General features: G+C 62.7%; 18 protein-coding genes. 13 read left to right on the forward strand and 5 right to left on the reverse strand.

Features of this window, described 5'->3' with window-relative positions; translation table 11 throughout:
• The first annotated feature begins 46 nt into the window (after positions 1–46).
• Positions 47–1612 (forward strand): family 1 glycosylhydrolase, encoded by a 1566-nt coding sequence (locus GOB94_RS02865; protein ID WP_182277418.1) that lies wholly within the window; start codon positions 47–49, stop codon positions 1610–1612.
• 74 nt (positions 1613–1686) lie between these two features.
• Here GOB94_RS02865 and mdh read toward each other — a convergent pair whose 3' ends face one another.
• The gene (mdh, locus tag GOB94_RS02870; RefSeq protein WP_182277419.1) at positions 1687–2616 is read right to left on the reverse strand and encodes a malate dehydrogenase; all 930 of its coding nucleotides are present in this window, start codon (positions 2614–2616) and stop codon (positions 1687–1689) included.
• Positions 2617–2799: 183 nt separating this feature from the next.
• Here mdh and GOB94_RS02875 point away from each other — a divergent pair, with 183 nt between their 5' ends.
• A complete protein-coding gene (locus GOB94_RS02875) occupies positions 2800–3507 on the forward strand; it encodes an SGNH/GDSL hydrolase family protein (RefSeq protein WP_182277420.1) in 708 nt (235 codons plus the stop codon).
• A gap of 66 nt (positions 3508–3573) precedes the next feature.
• On the opposite strand, the gene GOB94_RS02880 is transcribed toward GOB94_RS02875, so the two are convergent.
• Positions 3574–5004, reverse strand: a complete 1431-nt coding sequence (locus GOB94_RS02880; protein WP_182277421.1) for a glutamine synthetase family protein — start codon at positions 5002–5004, stop codon at positions 3574–3576.
• Between the two features lie 240 nt (positions 5005–5244).
• Here GOB94_RS02880 and GOB94_RS02885 point away from each other — a divergent pair, with 240 nt between their 5' ends.
• From GOB94_RS02885 to GOB94_RS02895, 3 genes are all read left to right on the forward strand, one after another.
• Positions 5245–6186 (forward strand): carbon-nitrogen hydrolase, encoded by a 942-nt coding sequence (locus GOB94_RS02885; RefSeq protein WP_182278393.1) that lies wholly within the window; start codon positions 5245–5247, stop codon positions 6184–6186.
• A gap of 380 nt (positions 6187–6566) precedes the next feature.
• Positions 6567–8000, forward strand: a complete 1434-nt coding sequence (locus tag GOB94_RS02890) for an oligogalacturonate lyase family protein (RefSeq protein ID WP_182277422.1) — start codon at positions 6567–6569, stop codon at positions 7998–8000.
• 129 nt (positions 8001–8129) lie between these two features.
• Positions 8130–8618 carry a DUF3455 domain-containing protein gene (locus GOB94_RS02895; protein WP_182277423.1) on the forward strand — a complete coding sequence of 163 codons (489 nt, stop codon included), beginning with the start codon at positions 8130–8132 and terminating at the stop codon, positions 8616–8618.
• A 4-nt stretch (positions 8619–8622) separates the two neighbouring features.
• Here the strand turns inward: GOB94_RS02895 and GOB94_RS02900 are convergent, their stop codons facing one another.
• Complete coding sequence (locus GOB94_RS02900; RefSeq protein ID WP_182277424.1) at positions 8623–10854, reverse strand: penicillin acylase family protein; 2232 nt, start codon at positions 10852–10854, stop codon at positions 8623–8625.
• 141 nt (positions 10855–10995) lie between these two features.
• On the opposite strand from GOB94_RS02900, the gene GOB94_RS02905 reads away from it, so the two are divergent.
• From GOB94_RS02905 to GOB94_RS02935, 7 genes are all read left to right on the forward strand, one after another.
• On the forward strand, positions 10996–12030 hold the full coding sequence (locus GOB94_RS02905; RefSeq protein ID WP_182278394.1) for an agmatine deiminase family protein: 1035 nt from the start codon (positions 10996–10998) through the stop codon (positions 12028–12030).
• A 70-nt stretch (positions 12031–12100) separates the two neighbouring features.
• Positions 12101–12685, forward strand: a complete 585-nt coding sequence (locus tag GOB94_RS02910; protein ID WP_182277425.1) for a cytochrome P460 family protein — start codon at positions 12101–12103, stop codon at positions 12683–12685.
• Between the two features lie 9 nt (positions 12686–12694).
• Positions 12695–13015, forward strand: coding sequence for a hypothetical protein (locus GOB94_RS02915; RefSeq protein WP_182277426.1), 321 nt, complete (start codon positions 12695–12697; stop codon positions 13013–13015).
• A 65-nt stretch (positions 13016–13080) separates the two neighbouring features.
• Positions 13081–14436: an amidohydrolase family protein gene (locus tag GOB94_RS02920; protein WP_182277427.1), complete on the forward strand. Its 1356-nt coding sequence runs from the start codon at positions 13081–13083 to the stop codon at positions 14434–14436.
• Between the two features lie 27 nt (positions 14437–14463).
• Positions 14464–14964, forward strand: a complete 501-nt coding sequence (gene tadA, locus GOB94_RS02925; RefSeq protein WP_255484184.1) for a tRNA adenosine(34) deaminase TadA — start codon at positions 14464–14466, stop codon at positions 14962–14964.
• A 33-nt stretch (positions 14965–14997) separates the two neighbouring features.
• On the forward strand, positions 14998–15375 hold the full coding sequence (locus GOB94_RS02930; RefSeq protein WP_182277428.1) for a DUF3175 domain-containing protein: 378 nt from the start codon (positions 14998–15000) through the stop codon (positions 15373–15375).
• Positions 15376–16149 carry a glucose 1-dehydrogenase gene (locus GOB94_RS02935; protein WP_182277429.1) on the forward strand — a complete coding sequence of 258 codons (774 nt, stop codon included), beginning with the start codon at positions 15376–15378 and terminating at the stop codon, positions 16147–16149.
• A gap of 306 nt (positions 16150–16455) precedes the next feature.
• Here GOB94_RS02935 and GOB94_RS02940 read toward each other — a convergent pair whose 3' ends face one another.
• On the reverse strand, positions 16456–17682 hold the full coding sequence (locus GOB94_RS02940; RefSeq protein ID WP_182277430.1) for an MFS transporter: 1227 nt from the start codon (positions 17680–17682) through the stop codon (positions 16456–16458).
• Between the two features lie 27 nt (positions 17683–17709).
• Positions 17710–18102, reverse strand: coding sequence for a metalloregulator ArsR/SmtB family transcription factor (locus GOB94_RS02945; RefSeq protein ID WP_182277431.1), 393 nt, complete (start codon positions 18100–18102; stop codon positions 17710–17712).
• 273 nt (positions 18103–18375) lie between these two features.
• Here GOB94_RS02945 and GOB94_RS02950 point away from each other — a divergent pair, with 273 nt between their 5' ends.
• On the forward strand, positions 18376–18861 hold the full coding sequence (locus tag GOB94_RS02950) for an arsenate reductase ArsC (protein ID WP_182277432.1): 486 nt from the start codon (positions 18376–18378) through the stop codon (positions 18859–18861).
• Positions 18862–18872: the final 11 nt, after the last annotated feature.

The following is an 18872-nucleotide window of genomic DNA, read 5'->3' on the forward strand; positions in this document are numbered from 1 at the left end:
GGTGCTCGACGAAAGTCAATTTCCCCCTGTAGACAAAGGTTTTCCTATGAATCGTCGTCAGTTTGCTGCCCGCTCTCTTGCAGCCTTTGCGGGGGCCACCCTTTCCCCTACGATCGACTCCGCTACAGCGCAAAGCACAGCCATTTCGACTGCCGGCTCAGCCGGTCCGTTTCCAGGCTCCATCCCCGGCTCCGTCATCCGGCAAGCCCACTTCCCTGAAGGTTTTCTCTGGGGCGTCGCCACGGCCTCCTACCAGAATGAGGGCGCGTGGAACGAGGATGGCAAAGGCGAATCCATATGGGACCGCTTTACCCATACGCCCGGCAAGGTACGCGGCAACGTCACCGGCGATGTGGCGTGCGACCAGTATCACCTTTATCCGCAGGACATCGCTCTCGCCAAGCAGCTCAACATCAAGAGCTATCGTTTCTCCATCTCGTGGCCGCGTATTCAGCCCACCGGGGTCGGCGCACCCAATATGAAAGGGATCGACCACTACAGCCGCTTCGTCGACATGCTGCTGGAGGCCGGCATCCGTCCGTGGTGCACGATGTACCACTGGGACTTGCCGCAGGCGCTGGAAGACCGCGGTGGATGGCCCAACCGCGAACTCGCCAACTACTTCGCCGACTACGCCGGCATCCTCGCGAAGCATCTCGGCGACCGCATCACCGTCTGGGCCCCCTTCAACATGCCGTGGGCCATCGCCTTCATGGGTTATGCCGCAGGGACCTTTCCGCCCTGCCGCACCAGCTTCAGCGACTTCTTGAAGGCCGCACACACGCTCGCGCTTGCGCAGGGTGAAGCGCATCGCGCTGTTAAAGCCGCCTCTCCCAAAGCCACTGTGGGCAGCGCCTACGAGATGGCACCTGCCTATCCGAAGACAGACTCCGCTGACGACCGTGCCGCCACCGAGCGTTATCACGCGATGAACAACGTCTTCTTCCTCGAAGCCGCGATGCACGGACATTACCCAAAGGCGTTCGTAGGCGAGCCACCGCTCGACATCATGGGCTTCAAACCCGGCGATGAAAAGATTCTCTACGCACCGCTGGACTGGGTGGGCTTCCACTTCTATACGCGCCGCGTGGTATCGGACGCCAGCAAAGAGAAGTTCGAGAGCGGCGGCAACTTCAGCGGCACCGAGATCGAGAGCAACTCACCCGGTGGCCGCGATCCGTACACGCGGTTCCGCGCTGCGATGCCGACCGAAGGCCCGCTCACCGAATCCGGCCTTGAAGTTTGGCCGCGAGGCATCTACGACCTCGTCACACGCATCAGCCACGACTATAACCATCCCGCCATCGAGATCACCGAGAGTGGTTGTGGCTACCTCGACGGCCCCGACGCGGAACTGCAGGGGCGCATCCCCGACGGGCGCCGCATCCTCTGGTATCGCGAGGTGCTCGCCGAACTCTCCCGCGCCATCGCGGAGGGCGCGCGCGTCCGTGCCTATCACGCTTGGACGCTGCTCGATAACTTCCAGTGGGCCGAAGGATACACCGAGCGCTATGGCCTCATCTACACCGACTTCCGCAATCAGAAGCGCACCATCAAGGACTCAGGCCATTGGTACGGGCGCGTGGCCGCGTCGAATCGCCTCGACGTCTAGCCCGCAATGGCATCACAACAAAAGCAAAGAGGCAGCCACGGCAGGCTGCCTCTTCACTCATTCGAGCCGAGCAGTTACGCGACGCCGATCACCGTGCACAGCTCTTTCACCGCAGCGGCGCTCTTGTTCAGTGCAGCCTGCTCGTCGTCCGTAAGCTTGATCTCGATGATCTGCTCCAGCCCCTTCGCGCCCAGCTTGCAAGGCACGCCAACATACAGGCCCGAGATGCCATACTCGCCCTGCAGATACGCAGCGCACGGCAGGATCTTCTTCTTGTCCTTCAGGATCGCCTCGACCATCTCCACAGCCGCAGCCGACGGAGCGTAGTACGCCGAACCCGTCTTCAGATACTTCACAATCTCCGCGCCGCCATTGGCCGTGCGATCTTCCAGGGCCTTCAGCTTCGTCGGCTCAATCAGCTCCGTAATCGGAATCCCCGCTACCGTCGAGTAGCGCGACAGCGGCACCATCGTGTCGCCGTGGCCGCCCAGCACAAACGCCGTCACGTTCTCCACCGACACGTTCAGCTCCTCCGCAATAAACGTCCGGAAACGCGCCGAGTCCAGCACGCCGGCCATGCCGATCACGCGCTCACGCGGCAGCCCGGCCTTCTTGAACGCCGTCTGTGCCATTGCATCCAGCGGGTTCGAAACGATGATCAAGATCGCATTCGGCGAAGCGGCGACTGCCTTCTCCACCACATCGCTCATGATCTTGAAGTTGGTGTTCAGCAGGTCATCGCGGCTCATGCCCGGCTTCCGCGCAATGCCTGCCGTGATCACCACGATGTCGGAGTTCGCCGTATCGGCATAGTCATTGGTGCCCACCAGCGACACGTCGCGCTTCTCGATCGGCATCGCCTCGGCCAGGTCCAGCGCCTTGCCCTGAGGCACACCCTCGACCACGTCGATCAGCACCACATCCGCAAGCTCCTTCGCCGCAATCCAATGCGCCGCAGTCGCGCCGACATTGCCGGCTCCAACAATCGTTACCTTCTTCCGCATTCGCGTCTCTCTCCTGTCATCCATCATGTCCTGGCGTTGCACTCACCACCTACGCCTTCTTCATGATACGTTTCCCCAGCGCCACTGTCTCAACCGGCATCACAGACTGCGCGAAAACCGGCCACACCGTCCGGAAACTCAACGACGTGACGATCTCGCATTCATGAACGTATGATTTCGCGCATGAAACTATCATCGGCCAGCAAAGCACTGATCGCCGTCACCCTGACAACCATGTTCTGCGGCGTGACTCCACTTCATTCACAGACTGCTTCCGCGTCCATCATCGACGAGCCCATCGAGTGGACGTGGGCTGTCCGCCCTGAGCATCCCGACCCCGCCCTGCCCAACGTTCTACTGATCGGCGACTCCATCACCCGCGGCTACTATCCGGATGTAGTGAAGGATCTTCAAGGCAAAGCCAACTGCTATCTCTACGCCACATCCGCCGCCGCCGGAGACCCCCGGTTACCCGGCCAACTGAACGATCTGTTTGCCCTATATAAAGTGCCGTTCTCCGTCATCCACTTCAACAACGGCATGCACGGCTGGGGATACACAGAAACCCAGTACGCTGGCGGACTGAAGACGATGCTCGCGGCCATTCGGCACCACGCACCTGCCGCCAGGCTGTTATGGGCAAGCACGACACCTGTGACGGAGGACTCCAAAGGCGTGGGAGCTACGAACCCGCGCATCGATCAACGGAATGCACTGGCACTTTCTCTGATGCAGCAAAACAAAATCACGGTCGACGACCAGCACGCGCTGATGTTGCAGCACCAGGGCCTGCATAACGGAACTGTCCACTACAAACCCGAAGGCTATGAGGTGCAGGCAGCGCAGGCAGCTGCAAGCATCACGGCCTTGCTGCCTGCACCGAAGCAATAGCTATTCACCAAAAAGCAAGGGACCCGGCTACAGCCGAGTCCCTCTTTTTCTATTGCGCCGTGAACCTTAGAACTGGCCCCACAGGAGCTGGTTGTAGACCTCGTGGTGGAACTGGATCTCGCACGGCTTGATCTGCGAGCCCAGCAGGCGCGGGCAACGGTCCGCCGAGCCCTGTTTCAGCTCCGCATAGCGCTCCTTCACATCGGCACCCAGCATCGTCGAGCACCACTCCGCCGCGCGGAAGTCCTCGAGCGCCGTGTAGATGTTGTCCGGCAGATAGCGCTCTGCCTGGCGCAGGTTCTTCGCCTTCGACAGGTTGCCGTCGAGGCCAGTCTTGAACACCGTGTACAGCACCAGGTACGGGTTCGCATCCGGGCCTACCGAACGCACCTCAACGCGCGCCGACTTCTCGTTGCCGATCGGGATGCGCACCATCGAGCCGCGGTCCGTCGCCGATGCCTTGATCTGGTTCGGTGCCTCAAAGTGCGGGTCGAGACGGCGGTACGAGTTCACGCTCGCATTGAACAGCAGACAGATGTCGTTGCCATGCGTCAGGATCTTGTCCACGAACGTCCAAGCCAGCTTCGAGATCTTCTCTTCGCCCTTGGGGTCCCAGAACAGATTCTTGCCGCCCTTGGTGATCGACACGTTGGTGTGCATGCCCGAGCCGTTCACGCCCGTCACAGGCTTAGGCAGGAAGCTCGCCGTCATGCCCATCTGCGTTGCCACCTGACGGCAGATCAGCTTGTACAACTGGATCTGGTCAGCAGCCGCAACCACATCGCCGTAGCTGTAGTTGATCTCGAACTGGCTTGGCGCGACCTCGGGATGGTCCTTCTCGTTCTCAAAGCCCATCGCGCGCTGCACTTCGGCCGTCATGTCGATGAACTCACGCAGCGGGTCGCCCGGCAGCGAATGGTAGTAGCCGCCCTGGTTGGTGTATTCAAACTTGCCGATCAGCGGGTAGTTGCGCTCCGCATCGAGGCCCTCGAATAGGAAGCCTTCGATTTCGTTGGCAGCGTTCAGCGTGTAGCCATTCTTCTTGTACTGTGCGTCCGCGTAATCCTTCAGCACACCGCGCAGGTCGCCTGAGTAGTGGTCGCCGTTCTTGTCGATCACCTCGCCGAAGATCAGCACCTTGCCCGCGCCGAAGATGTCCGCCGGCACCCAGTAGAACGCGCTCCAGTCGAGGCCCAGACGAAGGTCGCTCTCCTTCTGCGCCGTAAAGCCGCGGATCGAGCTGCCATCGAACGTCAGGTTGTCGTAGCTCTTCACCAGGAACTTCTTGTCGTAGTCCAGCATGTGCAGCCGGCCTTCGAGGTCCGAGAACAACACCGTCACAGCCTTGATGCCTGGCGTGTCGTTCAGGTACGCCAACCGCTCTTCGCGGATCACATCGATCGAAACGCGCTTCTTGCGCTGCTCTTTGGCCTTCAGGTTGAGCTCTTCCAGCTCCTCGTACGACAACTCAAGAAAATTGCGAAATTCGCTCGACATGGTGCTCCTTCATGAATGGGCAGGATCTCTGCCGCATGGGTGATATGTACCAGCTTGCTGCGAGTGCGCTTGGAACCCGGTTCGAACCGCAGGCGGTGATCGCCAGACAACCTTTTCGGGGTCACTATCAAAAGTAGCAGATGCTCACGTAAAAATTCCATATATCCAGCGGCGCTTCTGCATCTTCAGCGCCCACAGGGTGCTCAAATACACTTGGTATAGACGAAACGAATGTCCACTATGAAGAACACCACCACCCGCGTCGCCCTCATCCAGATGTCCTGCGAGCCTTCCACCGAGGCCAACCTCGCCAAGGCCGTCGCCCGCGTGCGCGAGGCCGCCGAGAACGGCGCCCGCCTCATCTGCCTGCCGGAGCTCTTCCGCGCGCAGTACTTCTGCCAGCGCGAGGACCACGCCCTCTTCTCCACCGCCGAGTCCATCCCCGGCCCCTCGACCGCCGCACTCGCCGAGGTCGTCCGCGAGCACAACATCGTCGTCATTGCCAGCCTCTTCGAGCGCCGGGCCGCGGGTCTGTACCACAACACCGCTGCCATCCTCGATCATGCCAGCGAGACCAAAGATAACATCGCCAGCATCTACCGCAAGATGCACATCCCCGACGACCCGCTCTACTACGAGAAGTTCTACTTCACGCCCGGCGATCTCGGCTTCCTCGCCCAGCACACCTCCGCCGGCCCCATCGGCACGCTCGTCTGCTGGGACCAGTGGTACCCCGAAGGCGCCCGCGTCACCGCGCTCAAAGGCGCCGAGACGCTCTTCTTTCCCACCGCCATCGGCTGGCACCCCAGCGAAAAGGTCGAGTACGGCGTCCGCCAGTACGACGCCTGGCAGACCATCCAGCGTGCCCACGCCATCGCCAACGGAGTCTTCGTCTGCGCAGTCAACCGCGTCGGCCACGAGCACGGAGACGTCATCCACGAAGGCGTCGAGATGCCCGGCCCCGGCGACCACACTCCGCAATCCGGCATCGAGTTCTGGGGCGGCAGCTTCATCGCAGACCCCTTCGGCCGCATCCTCGCCAAGGCCTCGCACGACAAGGAAGAGATTCTCTACGCCGATCTCGACAGCAAGGAAGTCGAGATCACCCGCCAGCACTGGCCCTTCCTCCGCGACCGCCGCATCGACGCCTACGGCGGCATCACCAGCCGCTTCCTCGACTAACACAATCCTTACAACGCGAGCATTCTGAAAGAAATTCCCGTCCAAACAGTGTGATATCGGCGCGTCATCAGTCAATCGTCGGATTCACCGTCATTCCGGGCTTCTTCATTGCAGGCCTATGCGCCTGGAAGCGTAGCCCCACAGAAGAAATAACTGTAATTGATACCCTCGCAACCGCTCCCAGCCTCGGCGAGCAGGTTGCCGGATTCAACCTATTCCGCAGCACGACAATTCCTATCCAGAAATAATTTCCCAAACGCTATCGTCTCCATGTATAAACATCTCGCCGGCCAGCCTGCTCGACCGACGCATTGAAACGTGTCAGCACGTTCAAACTCGTCACGCCGCACCTGTCCGCCGAACCCTGCAAGGAGCTTTCCATGCACCGCCACACCAGAACTCTCGCGGCCTTCGCCGCCGTCGTCCTTCTGCCGCTTGCCCTTACCGCCCAGCGCGAACCCCTCAAGCCCTCCGGCACCGGCGCCGTCCCACCCAAAACCTGGGTCGACAAGGACACCGGCCACCGCGTCTTCCGTCTCACCGACGAGCCCGGCTCCTCCGGCTTCTACTTCAACATCAACGCCTACACCCCCGATCTCAAGACGATGGTCTACTCCGCGCCCGACGGCATCCACGGCATGGACCTCGCCACCAAAAAGTCCTGGCTCATCGTCCCCAACCCGCCGCGCCCCGCAGGTGCTGACGAGAACCAGTTCCGCTTCGGCGGAGTCCATGCCATCATCGCCGGCCGCGTCACCAACTCCGTCTTCTACTCGCAGGCCGACCCCGTCACGCACGTTGTCACGCTCTACAAGGCCGATGTCTACACCAAAAAGATCACCAAACTCACCGCTCTGCCCAAGGGCATGAACGTCGCCACCATCAACGCCGACGAGACACTCGGCGCGGGCACCATCAACGACAACCGCGACAACTCCCGCGACTACGGCCAGCAGCGCGTCGCTCCCAAGGGCGTCCAGAACGGCCCGCTCGTGCAGCCCGCCAACAAGGGCGAGATGATGGAACAACGCCTCGCTGCCCGCATCCCACTCACGCTCTACACCATCAACCTCAAGACCGGCCATCTCACTCCACTGCTGCATTCCACCGACTGGGTCAACCACCTGCTCTTCAGCCCCAAGGACCCGCACTTGCTGATGTACTGCCATGAAGGCCCATGGCAGAAGGTCAACCGCATCTGGATGATCCACACCGACGGCACGCACAACACCCTCATCCACAAGCGCCGCATCGCCATGGAGATCGCCGGCCACGAGTTCTGGGGCATCGACGGCGAGACCATCTGGTACGACTGGCAGCCCATCAAGGGCCAGGACTTCTACCTCGCCGGCTACGACCTCCAGAACGGCAAGCGCACCGCCTACCACATGGAGCGCAACGACTGGTCCATCCACTTCAACCTCACCAAGGACCTCAACATCTTCACCGGCGATGGCGGCGATCCCGGCCAGGTCGCCCGCGCCAAGGACGGCGAGTGGATCGAGCTCTTCCACCCACACCTCGTCGACACCACCGGCGCGCTCAATGACCCCGACTTCTTCCAGCCCGGCTACTTCGTCTCCGAGCACCTCGTCAACATGGCCCACCACAACTACCGCCTCGAGCCCAACGTGCGCTTCTCCCCCGATGCCTCGATGGTCATCTTCACCAGCAACATGTTTGGCCCCAGCTACGTCTTCGGCGTCGAAGTGAACAAGGCCGACAACCCGCCCGCCGACGAAATCAAATCCACCCCAGCACTCGGCGAAGAGTTCAACCCCGGCAAACCAACACCCGTCCACGCCGTGCAGTAGACCGAACAACCGGGTGGCCCATCCTTTCGTCGTTCTTTGATGAAAGGGTGGGGTATCGGGCGGAGCCCGACCGCTTTCCGCCGATGGCAAAGCTACAATCTCTCCAGCGCAACTCTGGAGCCGCCACACATGATCCTCCCCTTCGCCCTGCTCGCTCTCACGCTCGCCCCGCAGGCAGCCGACACCACCACCCCGCCCTCCACCGTGCAGGTGAAGCTCACCGCCGAAGGCATCGGCGTGCAGATCTACAGCTGCGTTCAGCAGGACGGCAAGTTCCAGTGGAAGTTCCAGGAGCCGCAGGCCACGCTCTTCGACCGCACCACGCACCAGCCCGTCGGCACCCACTCCGCCGGCCCCACCTGGACGTGGAACGACGGCAGCGCCATCACCGGCAAGGTCGTTCAGTCGCAGCCGTCAGCCGGCAGCGTCGCTTGGCTGCTGCTTGACGCTACGCCCTCCGGTTCGACCATAGGCGCGCTCACCGGTGTCACCATGGTGCGCCGCTCCAACACACAAGGCGGAGCCGCCCCCGCCACCGGCTGCGACGCGCAGAACGTCGATGTCACCATCAAGGTTCCTTATCAGGCCACCTACACCTTCTACGAGCCCGCGCACTAACGCGTTAGAACGTCTCTCTCTTCTCCAGATGCTGTTCCACCTCGGCCTTCGTCCGCCACACATCGCGCCACTCTTTCTTCTCGAACAACGGCAGCTGGTCCGTATGGTGCGCGCACCCCGGCTGCGAGCAATCTCCATACGTCACCAGTGACTTCGCCTTGATCGGTGACGTAAACTCCACCGCCAGCGTAAAGCCATCGCCATGGATCGGCGTCTTGATCCCATCGATCAGCGGCCCAAACGTAATCACGCGAATGATCCCGAGATTGCCATACCCGCCATTCCCCGGCAGGTCCACCCCATTCAACGCAGTCCCGCGCGGAGCCGACACATCGCCATCGCTCTGCCCATTGATCTCCAGCCGCATCACCTCGCCCCACGGCCGGTCCAGCCGCCCATACGTCTTGATCGTCTCCTGCGCGGCCTCATCCAGCAGCTGCGCCGCGAGCTTCGGGTCCTTGATCCCTCGCGGCGTCGTCAGCGGCTCATTCACGTCATACTTCACTGCGAAGTTCTTCTGTCCCGCCGCCGTCTGCACACTCACCGCAGGATTCACAAACTTCTGCGCCCACGTATAAAACAGCAGCGCGCCGGTGCTTGACGCCTCAGCCTGCCGGTCCCACCCCTTCAGCACATCCGCAGCCTGCTTCGCCAGCGGAGTCCCATATGTCTGCGCAGCCGCCTCCAGCTCCGGCAGCATCCGGTCCGCCAGTTCCATCCGCGTCGACAGCTTCTTCTCCAGCAGCATCTCGTACGACATCTTCCCGTCCGGCAACAGACCGGTCGACAGCATCCTTAGCCCGCGGTCCGGCCGTAGCGCCGCAAACGTCGGCGACAGATACGCCGGAAAATCGCTCGCCTTCAGCATCGTCGGCCAGCCCGCATCCCAAGGCGGCTCATTCGAGTTCTGCACATACCCACTCGCCGGGTCCACCAGCTTCGGCAGCTCTTCATACGTCAGCGACCCCGTCGGCAAATACTTCGAGCTGTCTCCCGGCGCAGGCTTGCCCCAGAACTCCCAGTCGCCCTCGCTCCGGCGCGGCACATTCGCATTGAATAGGTACTCGATGTGCCCGTCCTTGTCCGCGTACATGATGTTGTACATCGGTATATTCAGCCGCGCGACCTGCGTCTGCCACTCCTGCAGGCTCTTCGCATTCGCCATCTTCCAAAGCTGCTCCAGCATGAACGGCTTGTCCAGCCCCGCCACATACAGAGCGATCGGAACGCCATCGTCATACCGAATCACCGGCCCATGCACCGTCTTCTTCACGTCGACCGTCTCGGTCGTGAAGCTCCCATCCGCCTGCTTCACCTTGAACGTGTACGTGGCCGTCTTGTACGGCAGCACCTTGCCATCGAACACATACCCGCCGTCCTTCTCCGTAACCCGGTACAGCAGCGTGCTCCGGTTCGTATTCACCGTATTCGTCATCGCAAACTGCGGAGTAAACATGAATCGCAGCGCCGGCACCGCCACCTGCCCAGCCCCATACAAATCCACCCCCGGAGCACTCAACTGCACCTCGAAGTAGCTCTGCTCCCCCGCCATCGCCAGATGCGGATTCATCAGCAGCATGGCCTTCCCGTTCTCCGAGTGCGTCGGCGAAATGGCCCACCCATTCGACCCATCCTGCATGTCCTGATTGCTCGGATCGAACGGTGACTCCACCTCCGCCCGCTCCGTCTTCGGCGACACCATCAGTCGCGACGACGCCTCAAACTCAAAGTTATAAAAAAGCTGCTCGCGCTCGATCAGGTCCAGCGCCGTAATCGGCAGCACCGGCTTCACCTCCGCGCTGATCGCCTCCGGATGCTTCGCCGCATAGTCATTGATCCCCGCAGCAAACGCATCCAGATACCCGCGGTACTCCGGCGTCTGCGCCTTCAGCCACTCGGCCGACCGCTGCGGCACCTCATTCAGCAGAGCCCACCGGTCGCTGCGCACATTCCGCCCCTGTTCTCCCGGCCCAAAGTACTCCGCCGCCCGCGCCCTTCCGGCACCATAGGCATGCAGCATCAGGTCGCCATGCGCCTCCGTCATCGCCCAGCCATAGCTATAAAACAGATCCGCATTGGATCTCGCGAAGATGTGCGGCACGCCCCACTTGTCCCACAAAATCTCCGTGCCCTTCTGCGGATGGTAGGGCTTCTGCGCCCGCGTCGGGAGCGCACAACACGCCACAGCCACGAACAGGGCGACAACACGGCAAGAAGGCAGACTGCTGAACTTCATCGGCACATCTCCTGCGAAACCAATCTCAGTTAGGGAGTACAAGCAATCTATCACCTCTCCACTCCGCCTGTTCGCCGCCCGCTAACATCCACCCACTAAAATAAGTACGTGACACAGACACCCGCCCAACAGCACTACCGCATGCCCGCCGAGTGGGCTCCGCACGCCGCCACCTGGATCGCCTGGCCCCACAACCCCGACGACTGGCCCGGCAAGTTCCAACCCATCCCCTGGGCCTACGCCGAGCTCGTCCGCCATCTCTCGCAGGTCGAAGACGTCCACATCCTCGTCAACGACGAGGCCGCCGAGCGCCGCGCCACCTCCATGCTCCGCCGCCAGGCCACCGACCTCGCCCGCATCCACTTCCACCGCTGGCCCACCGACCGCGTCTGGCTCCGCGACTCCGGCCCTATCTTCATCAAGAACCCCAAGGGCGAAACCGCCATCACCAACTGGCGCTTCAACGCCTGGGCCAAATACTCCAACTGGAAGAACGACGACAAGATTCCCGCGCACGTCGCCAAACTCCAAAAGATGCCCAGCTTCGAGCCGACCATCACGCTCGCCAACGGCAAGCCTCACCGCCTCGTCCTCGAAGGCGGCTCCATCGACACCAACGGCGCCGGCGTCCTGCTCACCACCGAGGAGTGCCTGCTCTCCGACATCCAACAGCGCAACCCCGGCGTCTCCCGTGAGCAGCTGGAACAGGCCTTCCACAACTACCTCGGCATCGAGCAGGTCCTCTGGCTCAACCACGGCTGCGCCGGCGACGACACCCACGGCCACGTCGACGACATCGCCCGCTTCGTGGACGAAAACACTATCGTCACCACCATCGAACCCAACACCGCAGACGAGAACCACCTTCCGCTTGCCGAAAACCTCGACCGTCTCCGGTCCTTCCGCAACCTGAAGAAGCGACCGTTCACCATCAAGACGCTCCCCATGCCCGCGCCAGTCGTCTTCGAGAGCCAGCGCCTCCCGGCCAGCTACGCGAACTTCTACATCGCCAATAACCTGGTCCTGGTCCCCACCTTCAACGACCCCAACGACCGCATCGCGCTCAACACCCTCGCTGACTGCTTTCCCAACCGCACCATCGCCGGCATCCACTGCACCGACTTCATCTGGGGCCTCGGCGCGCTACACTGCTGTACACAACAGCAACCCGCTTGAGACCCTGAACCACCAGCCTCGGCGCTGCGTAGTGTCTCTATCAGCCTTCACCCAGGACCGAGGACGCCCCATGCTCAAAATCGCCGCAGCGCTTGCCAGTCTCTTTCTACTCGCCGCCGTCCCCTCTCCACAACCCGCCACCACGCCGTCCGAAGCACCCGCCTACACCACTACCGGCAACCTCATCGCACCCACCAACTATCGCGAGTGGATCTTCCTCACCTCCGGCGTCGACATGAGCTACGCCTCCACCGCCGACCCTGGCCACCACATGTTCGACAACGTCTTCGTCAACCCGGCCAGTTACCGCGCCTTCCTCGCCACCGGCACCTGGCCCGACCAGACCACCTTCATCCTCGAAATCCGCGGCGCCGACAGCCCCATCTCCATCAACAAGCGCGGCCACACCCAGTCCACCGCCGTCATGGGCCACGAGATCCACGTCAAGGACCACGGTCAGTGGCGCTTCTACGACCTCCCCGCCGGCGCCACCGAAGCAAAGCTCATCCCGCCCCCCGCCACCTGCTACACCTGTCACGAATCCCACGGCGCCGTCGCCACCACCTTCGTCCAGTTCTACCCAACCCTGCTCCCCATCGCCGAGCAGAAGCACACCCTCTCGCACGAGTACCTCAAAGACCCTGCCACCAAGTAACCTGAAACCATGTCCGCACCCTGGCCCCCGCCCCCCGACCTCGAATCCATCCAGCAGCTCGTCCGCGAAGCCGACATCGAAGGTCACCTCGCCGAAGGTGCCCCAGCCGACGAGTATGAGCCCGAAGAAGAGGATCTCTACGCCGCCATCTCTACATGGCCCACCGCTCAACTCACCGCTTCCAGCCTTCAACCGATCATCGAAGAAATCTGGCGCAAGAGCTTCAATCTAAATGATTCTGGCATCGCAACCCGCTCCACAAGCATCGCCGCTCTCGCCGCACAGATCGAACGCTTCTTCGGCCCCGAAGCCAAACCCCAGGTCCGCTAGCAACTCCCACACGAACATCGCCCGCAGCATGAAACCGGCTTTATCCGGCGACCATCTCAAGCAGTATGTCGACGCGCAACCGGCTTCTCCTCGCCCTCCTCGCAGCTATCCCTCTCGCAGCAACGGCGCAGCAGCCCATCCTGTTCCACAACGCCACGCTGATCGACGGCACCGGTGCGCCCCCGCGTCCGCACACTGACATCCTCGTCCGTGACGGCCTCATCGTCGCCGTCACCTCCGCCGCCAGCCACCCTGCCTCCGGTGTCACGGTCGTCGACTGCACCGGCAAAGCCGTCATTCCCGGCCTCATCAGCGCGCACTCGCACCTCGGTCTCCTGCAGGACAACGCCGCAGCCTCGCCCGACGCCTACACGCTACCCAACGTCACCGCGTCGCTCAACCAGTTCGAGCGCTATGGCGTCACCACCATCGTCTCGCTGGGCCTCAACAAGGACCTCGTCTACACCCTTCGCTCGCAGCAGCGCCAGGGCCAGCTCGGCGGCGCGACCATCCTCACCGCCGGTCGCGGCATCGGTACTCCCGGCGGCGCTCCACCCTTTGACCTCCCACCCGATCAGGTCGACCGCCCCAGGACCGCCGCCGAAGCTCGCGCCGACGTCGACCGCTTTGCCCAGCTCCACACCGACATCGTCAAGGTCTGGGTCGATCCCCTGCACGGCAAGATGCCCGAGATGTCCAGTGACATCTACGCCTCCGTCATCGACGAAGCCCACGCCGACCACCTCCACGTCGCCGCGCACGAGTACGCCCTCGAAGACGCCCGCCAGCTCGTCTCCGACGGTGTCGACGTCCTCGCCCACTCCGTCCGCGACCAGCCCGTCGACGACGCCTTTATCCGTTCCATGCTGCAGCACCACACCTGGTACATCCCCACGCTCGCGCTCGACGAGGCCTTCTACATCTACGCCACCGATCCCGCCATCATGCGCTCCGAGTTCTTCCGCCAGGCGGCAGGCCCGCAGCTCCTCGCCAAACTGGAGGCTCCCGGCTACCGCAGCAACACTCTCGCCGCCGCCGACACCGCCCAGCACCAGAAGGACGAGGCAATGGCCCGCCACAACCTCAAAGTTTTCTACGACGCAGGCGTCAGCGTCGCCTTCGGAACCGACTCCGGCGCCGTGCCCGGCCGCATCCCGGGTTTCTCCGAGCACCGCGAGCTCGAGGACCTCGTCACCGCAGGCCTCACTCCGCTGCAGGCCCTCACCATTGCCACCGGGGACACCGGCAAGCTCATCCACATCCTCGATCCCACCCTGAACGTTGGCCTCATATCTCCCGGCTACTCCGCCGACCTCATCGTCCTCACCGCCAACCCTCTCGCCGACATCCGCAACACCCGCAGGATCACCGCCATCTATCACCGCGGCAAGCTCATCCCCAACCCCGCTCCTCAGGACTGACCCAACACCACCGGCTACACTGGCTGTATGGATGCCCCGGCAACCGACGAGCACTACATGCGCCTCGCGCTCGCCGAGGCCCGCGCGGCCGAGGCCGCCGGCGAGGTCCCCGTTGGCGCCGTCATCGTCGCTCCCACTGGAGAGGTCCTCGCCACCGGCAACAACCGTGTCCTCCGCGACAACGACCCCACGGCCCACGCCGAGATCGTAGCCCTCCGCGCCGCCGGCCTCGCGCTTGCCAACTACCGCCTGCTCACCCCCACCGGAGAAGGCTGCACTCTCTACGTCACACTCGAACCCTGCGCCATGTGCGCCGGAGCCATTCTCCACGCGCGCATCGCCCGGCTCGTCTACGCCGCTGCAGACCCCAAGGCCGGGGCCTGCGGCTCGGTTCTTTCGGTGATGAATCATCCCGCGCTCAACCATCGCGTCGAGGTCACCGCCGCCGTCCTCGCCGACGAGTGCAGCACACTCCTCACCAGCTTCTTTCGCGCCCGCCGCACCGCCGCCACACAAACAATCCCGTAGCCCCTGCATCGTACTCAGCTGACGGGAGGCATCATGGCAACCCAAAAGACCACCACCAAAGCCGCTGCGAAGAAGACCTATCCCACCAAGTCCGGCAAGCGCTCCACCACGCCACCATCCAAACGCTGGTCCTCCAAAGTCACCACAGACTCCACCAAACCGGGACCAGGCCTCTTCAAGAAGAGCGCGAAGACTATCGCCAAAGATCTTGAAAAGAAAAGCGTCTCACCCAAAGGTCCCGGCCAGGCCATGCAGATGCTGAGCTTCTACGAGAACCGCGGCGGCAAAAACCTCTCCGCCGAACGCAAACAAACTCTGGAGCACGCCAAAGACATTATCCGCGCCGACGAAGGCAAGTCACCGGCAAAGAAGTCAGCCAAGAAAAAACCAACGAAGAAAGCGAGCAAGTAAATGCCAGGTCGTCTCGAAGGAAAAGTTGCCGTCGTCACCGGTTCCGGCTCTGGCATCGGCCAGGCCATCGCAGAGCGCCTCGCCGCTGAGGGCGCCAACCTCGTCATCGACTACCGCAACCACGTCGAGCAGGCCCAGGGCACGCAGCAGAAGATCGCCGCAGCCGGTGGCAAGTCCATCCTCGTCCAGGCCGACGTCTCCGTCATCGCCGACGGCCAGAACCTCATCGAGCAGGCGTGGCAGCAGCTCGGCTCCTGCGACATCCTTGTCAACAACGCCGGCGTCGAAAAGGCCGCCGACTTCATCGACGTCACCGAGGCCGACTACGACACCGTCCTCGACGTCAACCTCAAGGGCGCCTTCTTCCTCACGCAGGCCTTCGTTCGCAAACTCGTCGCCGCTAAAAAGCCCGGCCGCATCATCAACATCTCCTCCGTGCACGAGGACATGGTCTTCCCGCACTTCTCCACCTACTGCGCCAGCAAGGGCGGCATCCGCATGCTTATGCGCGACCTCGCCGTCGAGCTCGGCCCCCTCGGCATCACGGTCAACAACATCGCCCCGGGAGCCATCAACACTCCCATCAACACCTCGCTGCTCGAAAACAAGCCCAAACTCGACGCCCTGCTCGCCAACATCCCACTCGGCCGCCTCGGCAAACCCGAGGAGGTAGCTGGCGTCGCCGCCTTCCTCGCCTCCGAGGACGGGGCCTACGTCACGGGCAGCACTTACTTCATCGACGGCGGACTTATCCGCAACTATCACGAGCAGTAACCGTCAGTTACTGCCCAAACTTCAACCACTGGCGCAATATCTTTCCATACCAAAAGGCGCCATGCAGATTCCCTTGCCCAAAGTCTGCACTCTCGATAACCTGAGCGCACGGGCACGCCTTTGAGTACAAACTGTCAGGCGCGCAAGACGCATCTAGGAGAGGCGCCGGTTGAAGTCTTCGTCCGTTCTAGTTCTAATCCTGGCCCCGAGCTTCTTCCTCTTCGACTGGCTCGGACTCCAGATCGCCCGTCCCTTCAAGGCCATGGCCACGCGTTCATGGAGTAGCTGCCCACTCCCGCGCCACCGCTAAACTTCCCTCACGACATCCTCCCCGCTCCGCAGCACCCGCCACAGCACCACGCCCACCACCGGCAGCCACGCCACAATCCAAAGCCCCGCGTCATAGGCCTTCTGGTCGAATAGCCGTCCCAGCACCGGCGTCAGCAGCCCCGTCACCCCCGCCCAGCACGAGATCGCAAACCCCGCCAAAAACCCCGAGTGCTCCTTGCGCTGCGCGTTCATCCCGTCCGCCAGCGTCAGCACCACGAACCCGCCCGCGATAAACATCTCCGCATAGAACAGCAGCATCGTGAACAGCACCGGATGCCCGCTCGCCACCGCCAGCGGCTCCAGCACAATCAGAAACCCCGCCACCGCGAACGCCGCAAACAACCTCGTCGGCTGCCCCGCTCCGCGCATCTGCCGTCGGTCGCTGATCCATCCCCAGAACAGATACCCCGTCTCCCACCCGGCCGGAGGCACCCACAGCAGGTGCCCCAGCGACGCCTGCCCCACATGCAGCACCCGTGACAGGTACAGCGGCGCCGCATACAGCCCAAACGCCAGCGGGGCCGCGCCCAGCCCATATACCGCCGCCGTAGCAAACAGGTTCCGGTTCCACGTCCCCTTCGGCCTCTGTGCAGCAGCCAGCACCACCCGCTCCTGCGTCCTCGCCTTATAAAACCCCGAGACCCGCAGCGCCACCCACAGCACCAGCCACACGCCACCCATCGCGGCCGTCAGCACAAACGTCGCCCGCCAACCATAGTGCAGTGCAATCGGAGTAATCAGCAGCGGTGCCAACGCCGCGCCCAGCGACCCGCCGCTATACGCCAGCCCCAGCCCAAACGACCGCTTCTCTTCAGGCATCGTCTCGGCCACCGTAGCCAGCCCCGCCGGAAACGTCGCTCCCTCGCCGAAACCCAGCACCCCGCGCGCCAGGCACATTCCCACCAGCCCCATCATGAACGCATGTAGCCCAGATGCCACCGACCACACCGCCACGGCCACAAAGATCGTCACCCACACGCCCTTGCGGTCGATCCAGTACCCCCACACCGGGTTCGCAATCATATAGCAGTAGCTGAACGCCGCCACCGCATACCCATACTGCGTCGCCGTCATATGCAGGTTCGCAAGGATCGTCGGGCTCAAAATCGCCAGCACACTGCGGTCTGCATAACTCAGCAGCGACAACAGCAGCATACTCACACACGGGGCCCACAGCCGCACAAAGCTCTTTCGTTCACTCATCACGATGCTGCGATTGTCTCAGAACCTTCACGCCACCGTCGGCACCGGAGCCCCCGCCAGCGTCACAAACTTCTCCGGCGCGCAGCACGCCTCGCCCAGCCGCTTCACGTCCGCTTGCATCGCGCGGTCGCCTCTGAAGCCCGCCAGCGCCGCCGCCAGCACTGCCGCGGCGCGCGCATCCGCCGGCCACTCCATCTTGTAGTGCATCCACTTCCCCTCGCGCCGCGCCGACACAATCCCGGCACGCCGCAAATACGCCAGATGCCGCGAAATCTTCGGCTGGCTCTGCCCCAGAATCTCCACAAAGTAGCAGACGCACACCTCCCGCCCCTGCATCAGGTTCAGCAGCCGCAGCCGGGTCGCGTCAGCCAGCGCCGCATATAGCTGCACCATGTCGAATTCCTTCACCCTCTTCGCCATCTCCCTAATATACGCCTTGACAGATATGTCTCCAGAACATACATTCGCTAAAGCAGATATATCTGAAGGCCTCACCTCATGTCGAACCAGTCCATCGTTCAGGAAAAATACGGCTCTGTCGCCCGCAGCGTCGCCTCCGCTAGCATGCAGGTCTGCTGCGACCCTGCAGCTAACTACCTGCGCCGCTGGGTGCCCCATTCATAACGCAGCTCTATCGCGGCATGAGCGGGATGCAAATCTCTCCCCGCCTGCCATCTCCAGAAAGCGACCGTTATGCCCTACAACGTGCTCTTCCTCTGCACCGGCAACTCGGCGCGCTCCATCCTCGCCGAAGCCATCCTCAACTTCAAGGGCGCACCCAACTTCATCGCCTACAGCGCGGGCAGTCATCCCTCCGGCACCGTGCGGCCCGAAGCCCTCGCGCAACTCACCTCCGCTGGTATCCCCACCAACGGCCTCCGCAGCAAATCCTGGGACGAGTTTGCCACCCCCAACGCACCCAAAATGGACTTCGTCTTCACCGTCTGCGACAACGCCGCCAACGAGCCCTGCCCCTTCTGGCCCGGCCAACCCATGACCGCGCACTGGGGCATCGCCGACCCTGCCGCCGCCACCGGAACCCCTGACCAGATCGCCGCCGCCTATCGCGAAGCCTTCATGCTGCTTGATCGCCGCATCGCCCTCTTCCTCGCGCTACCCCACGCCTCGCTCGACCAGATCGCCCTCAAGCACGAACTCAACAAGATCGGACAGTCCTAACCATGCCGGCT

Origin of the sequence: Granulicella sp. 5B5, assembly GCF_014083945.1 — a bacterium.
Taxonomy (GTDB): domain Bacteria; phylum Acidobacteriota; class Terriglobia; order Terriglobales; family Acidobacteriaceae; genus Granulicella.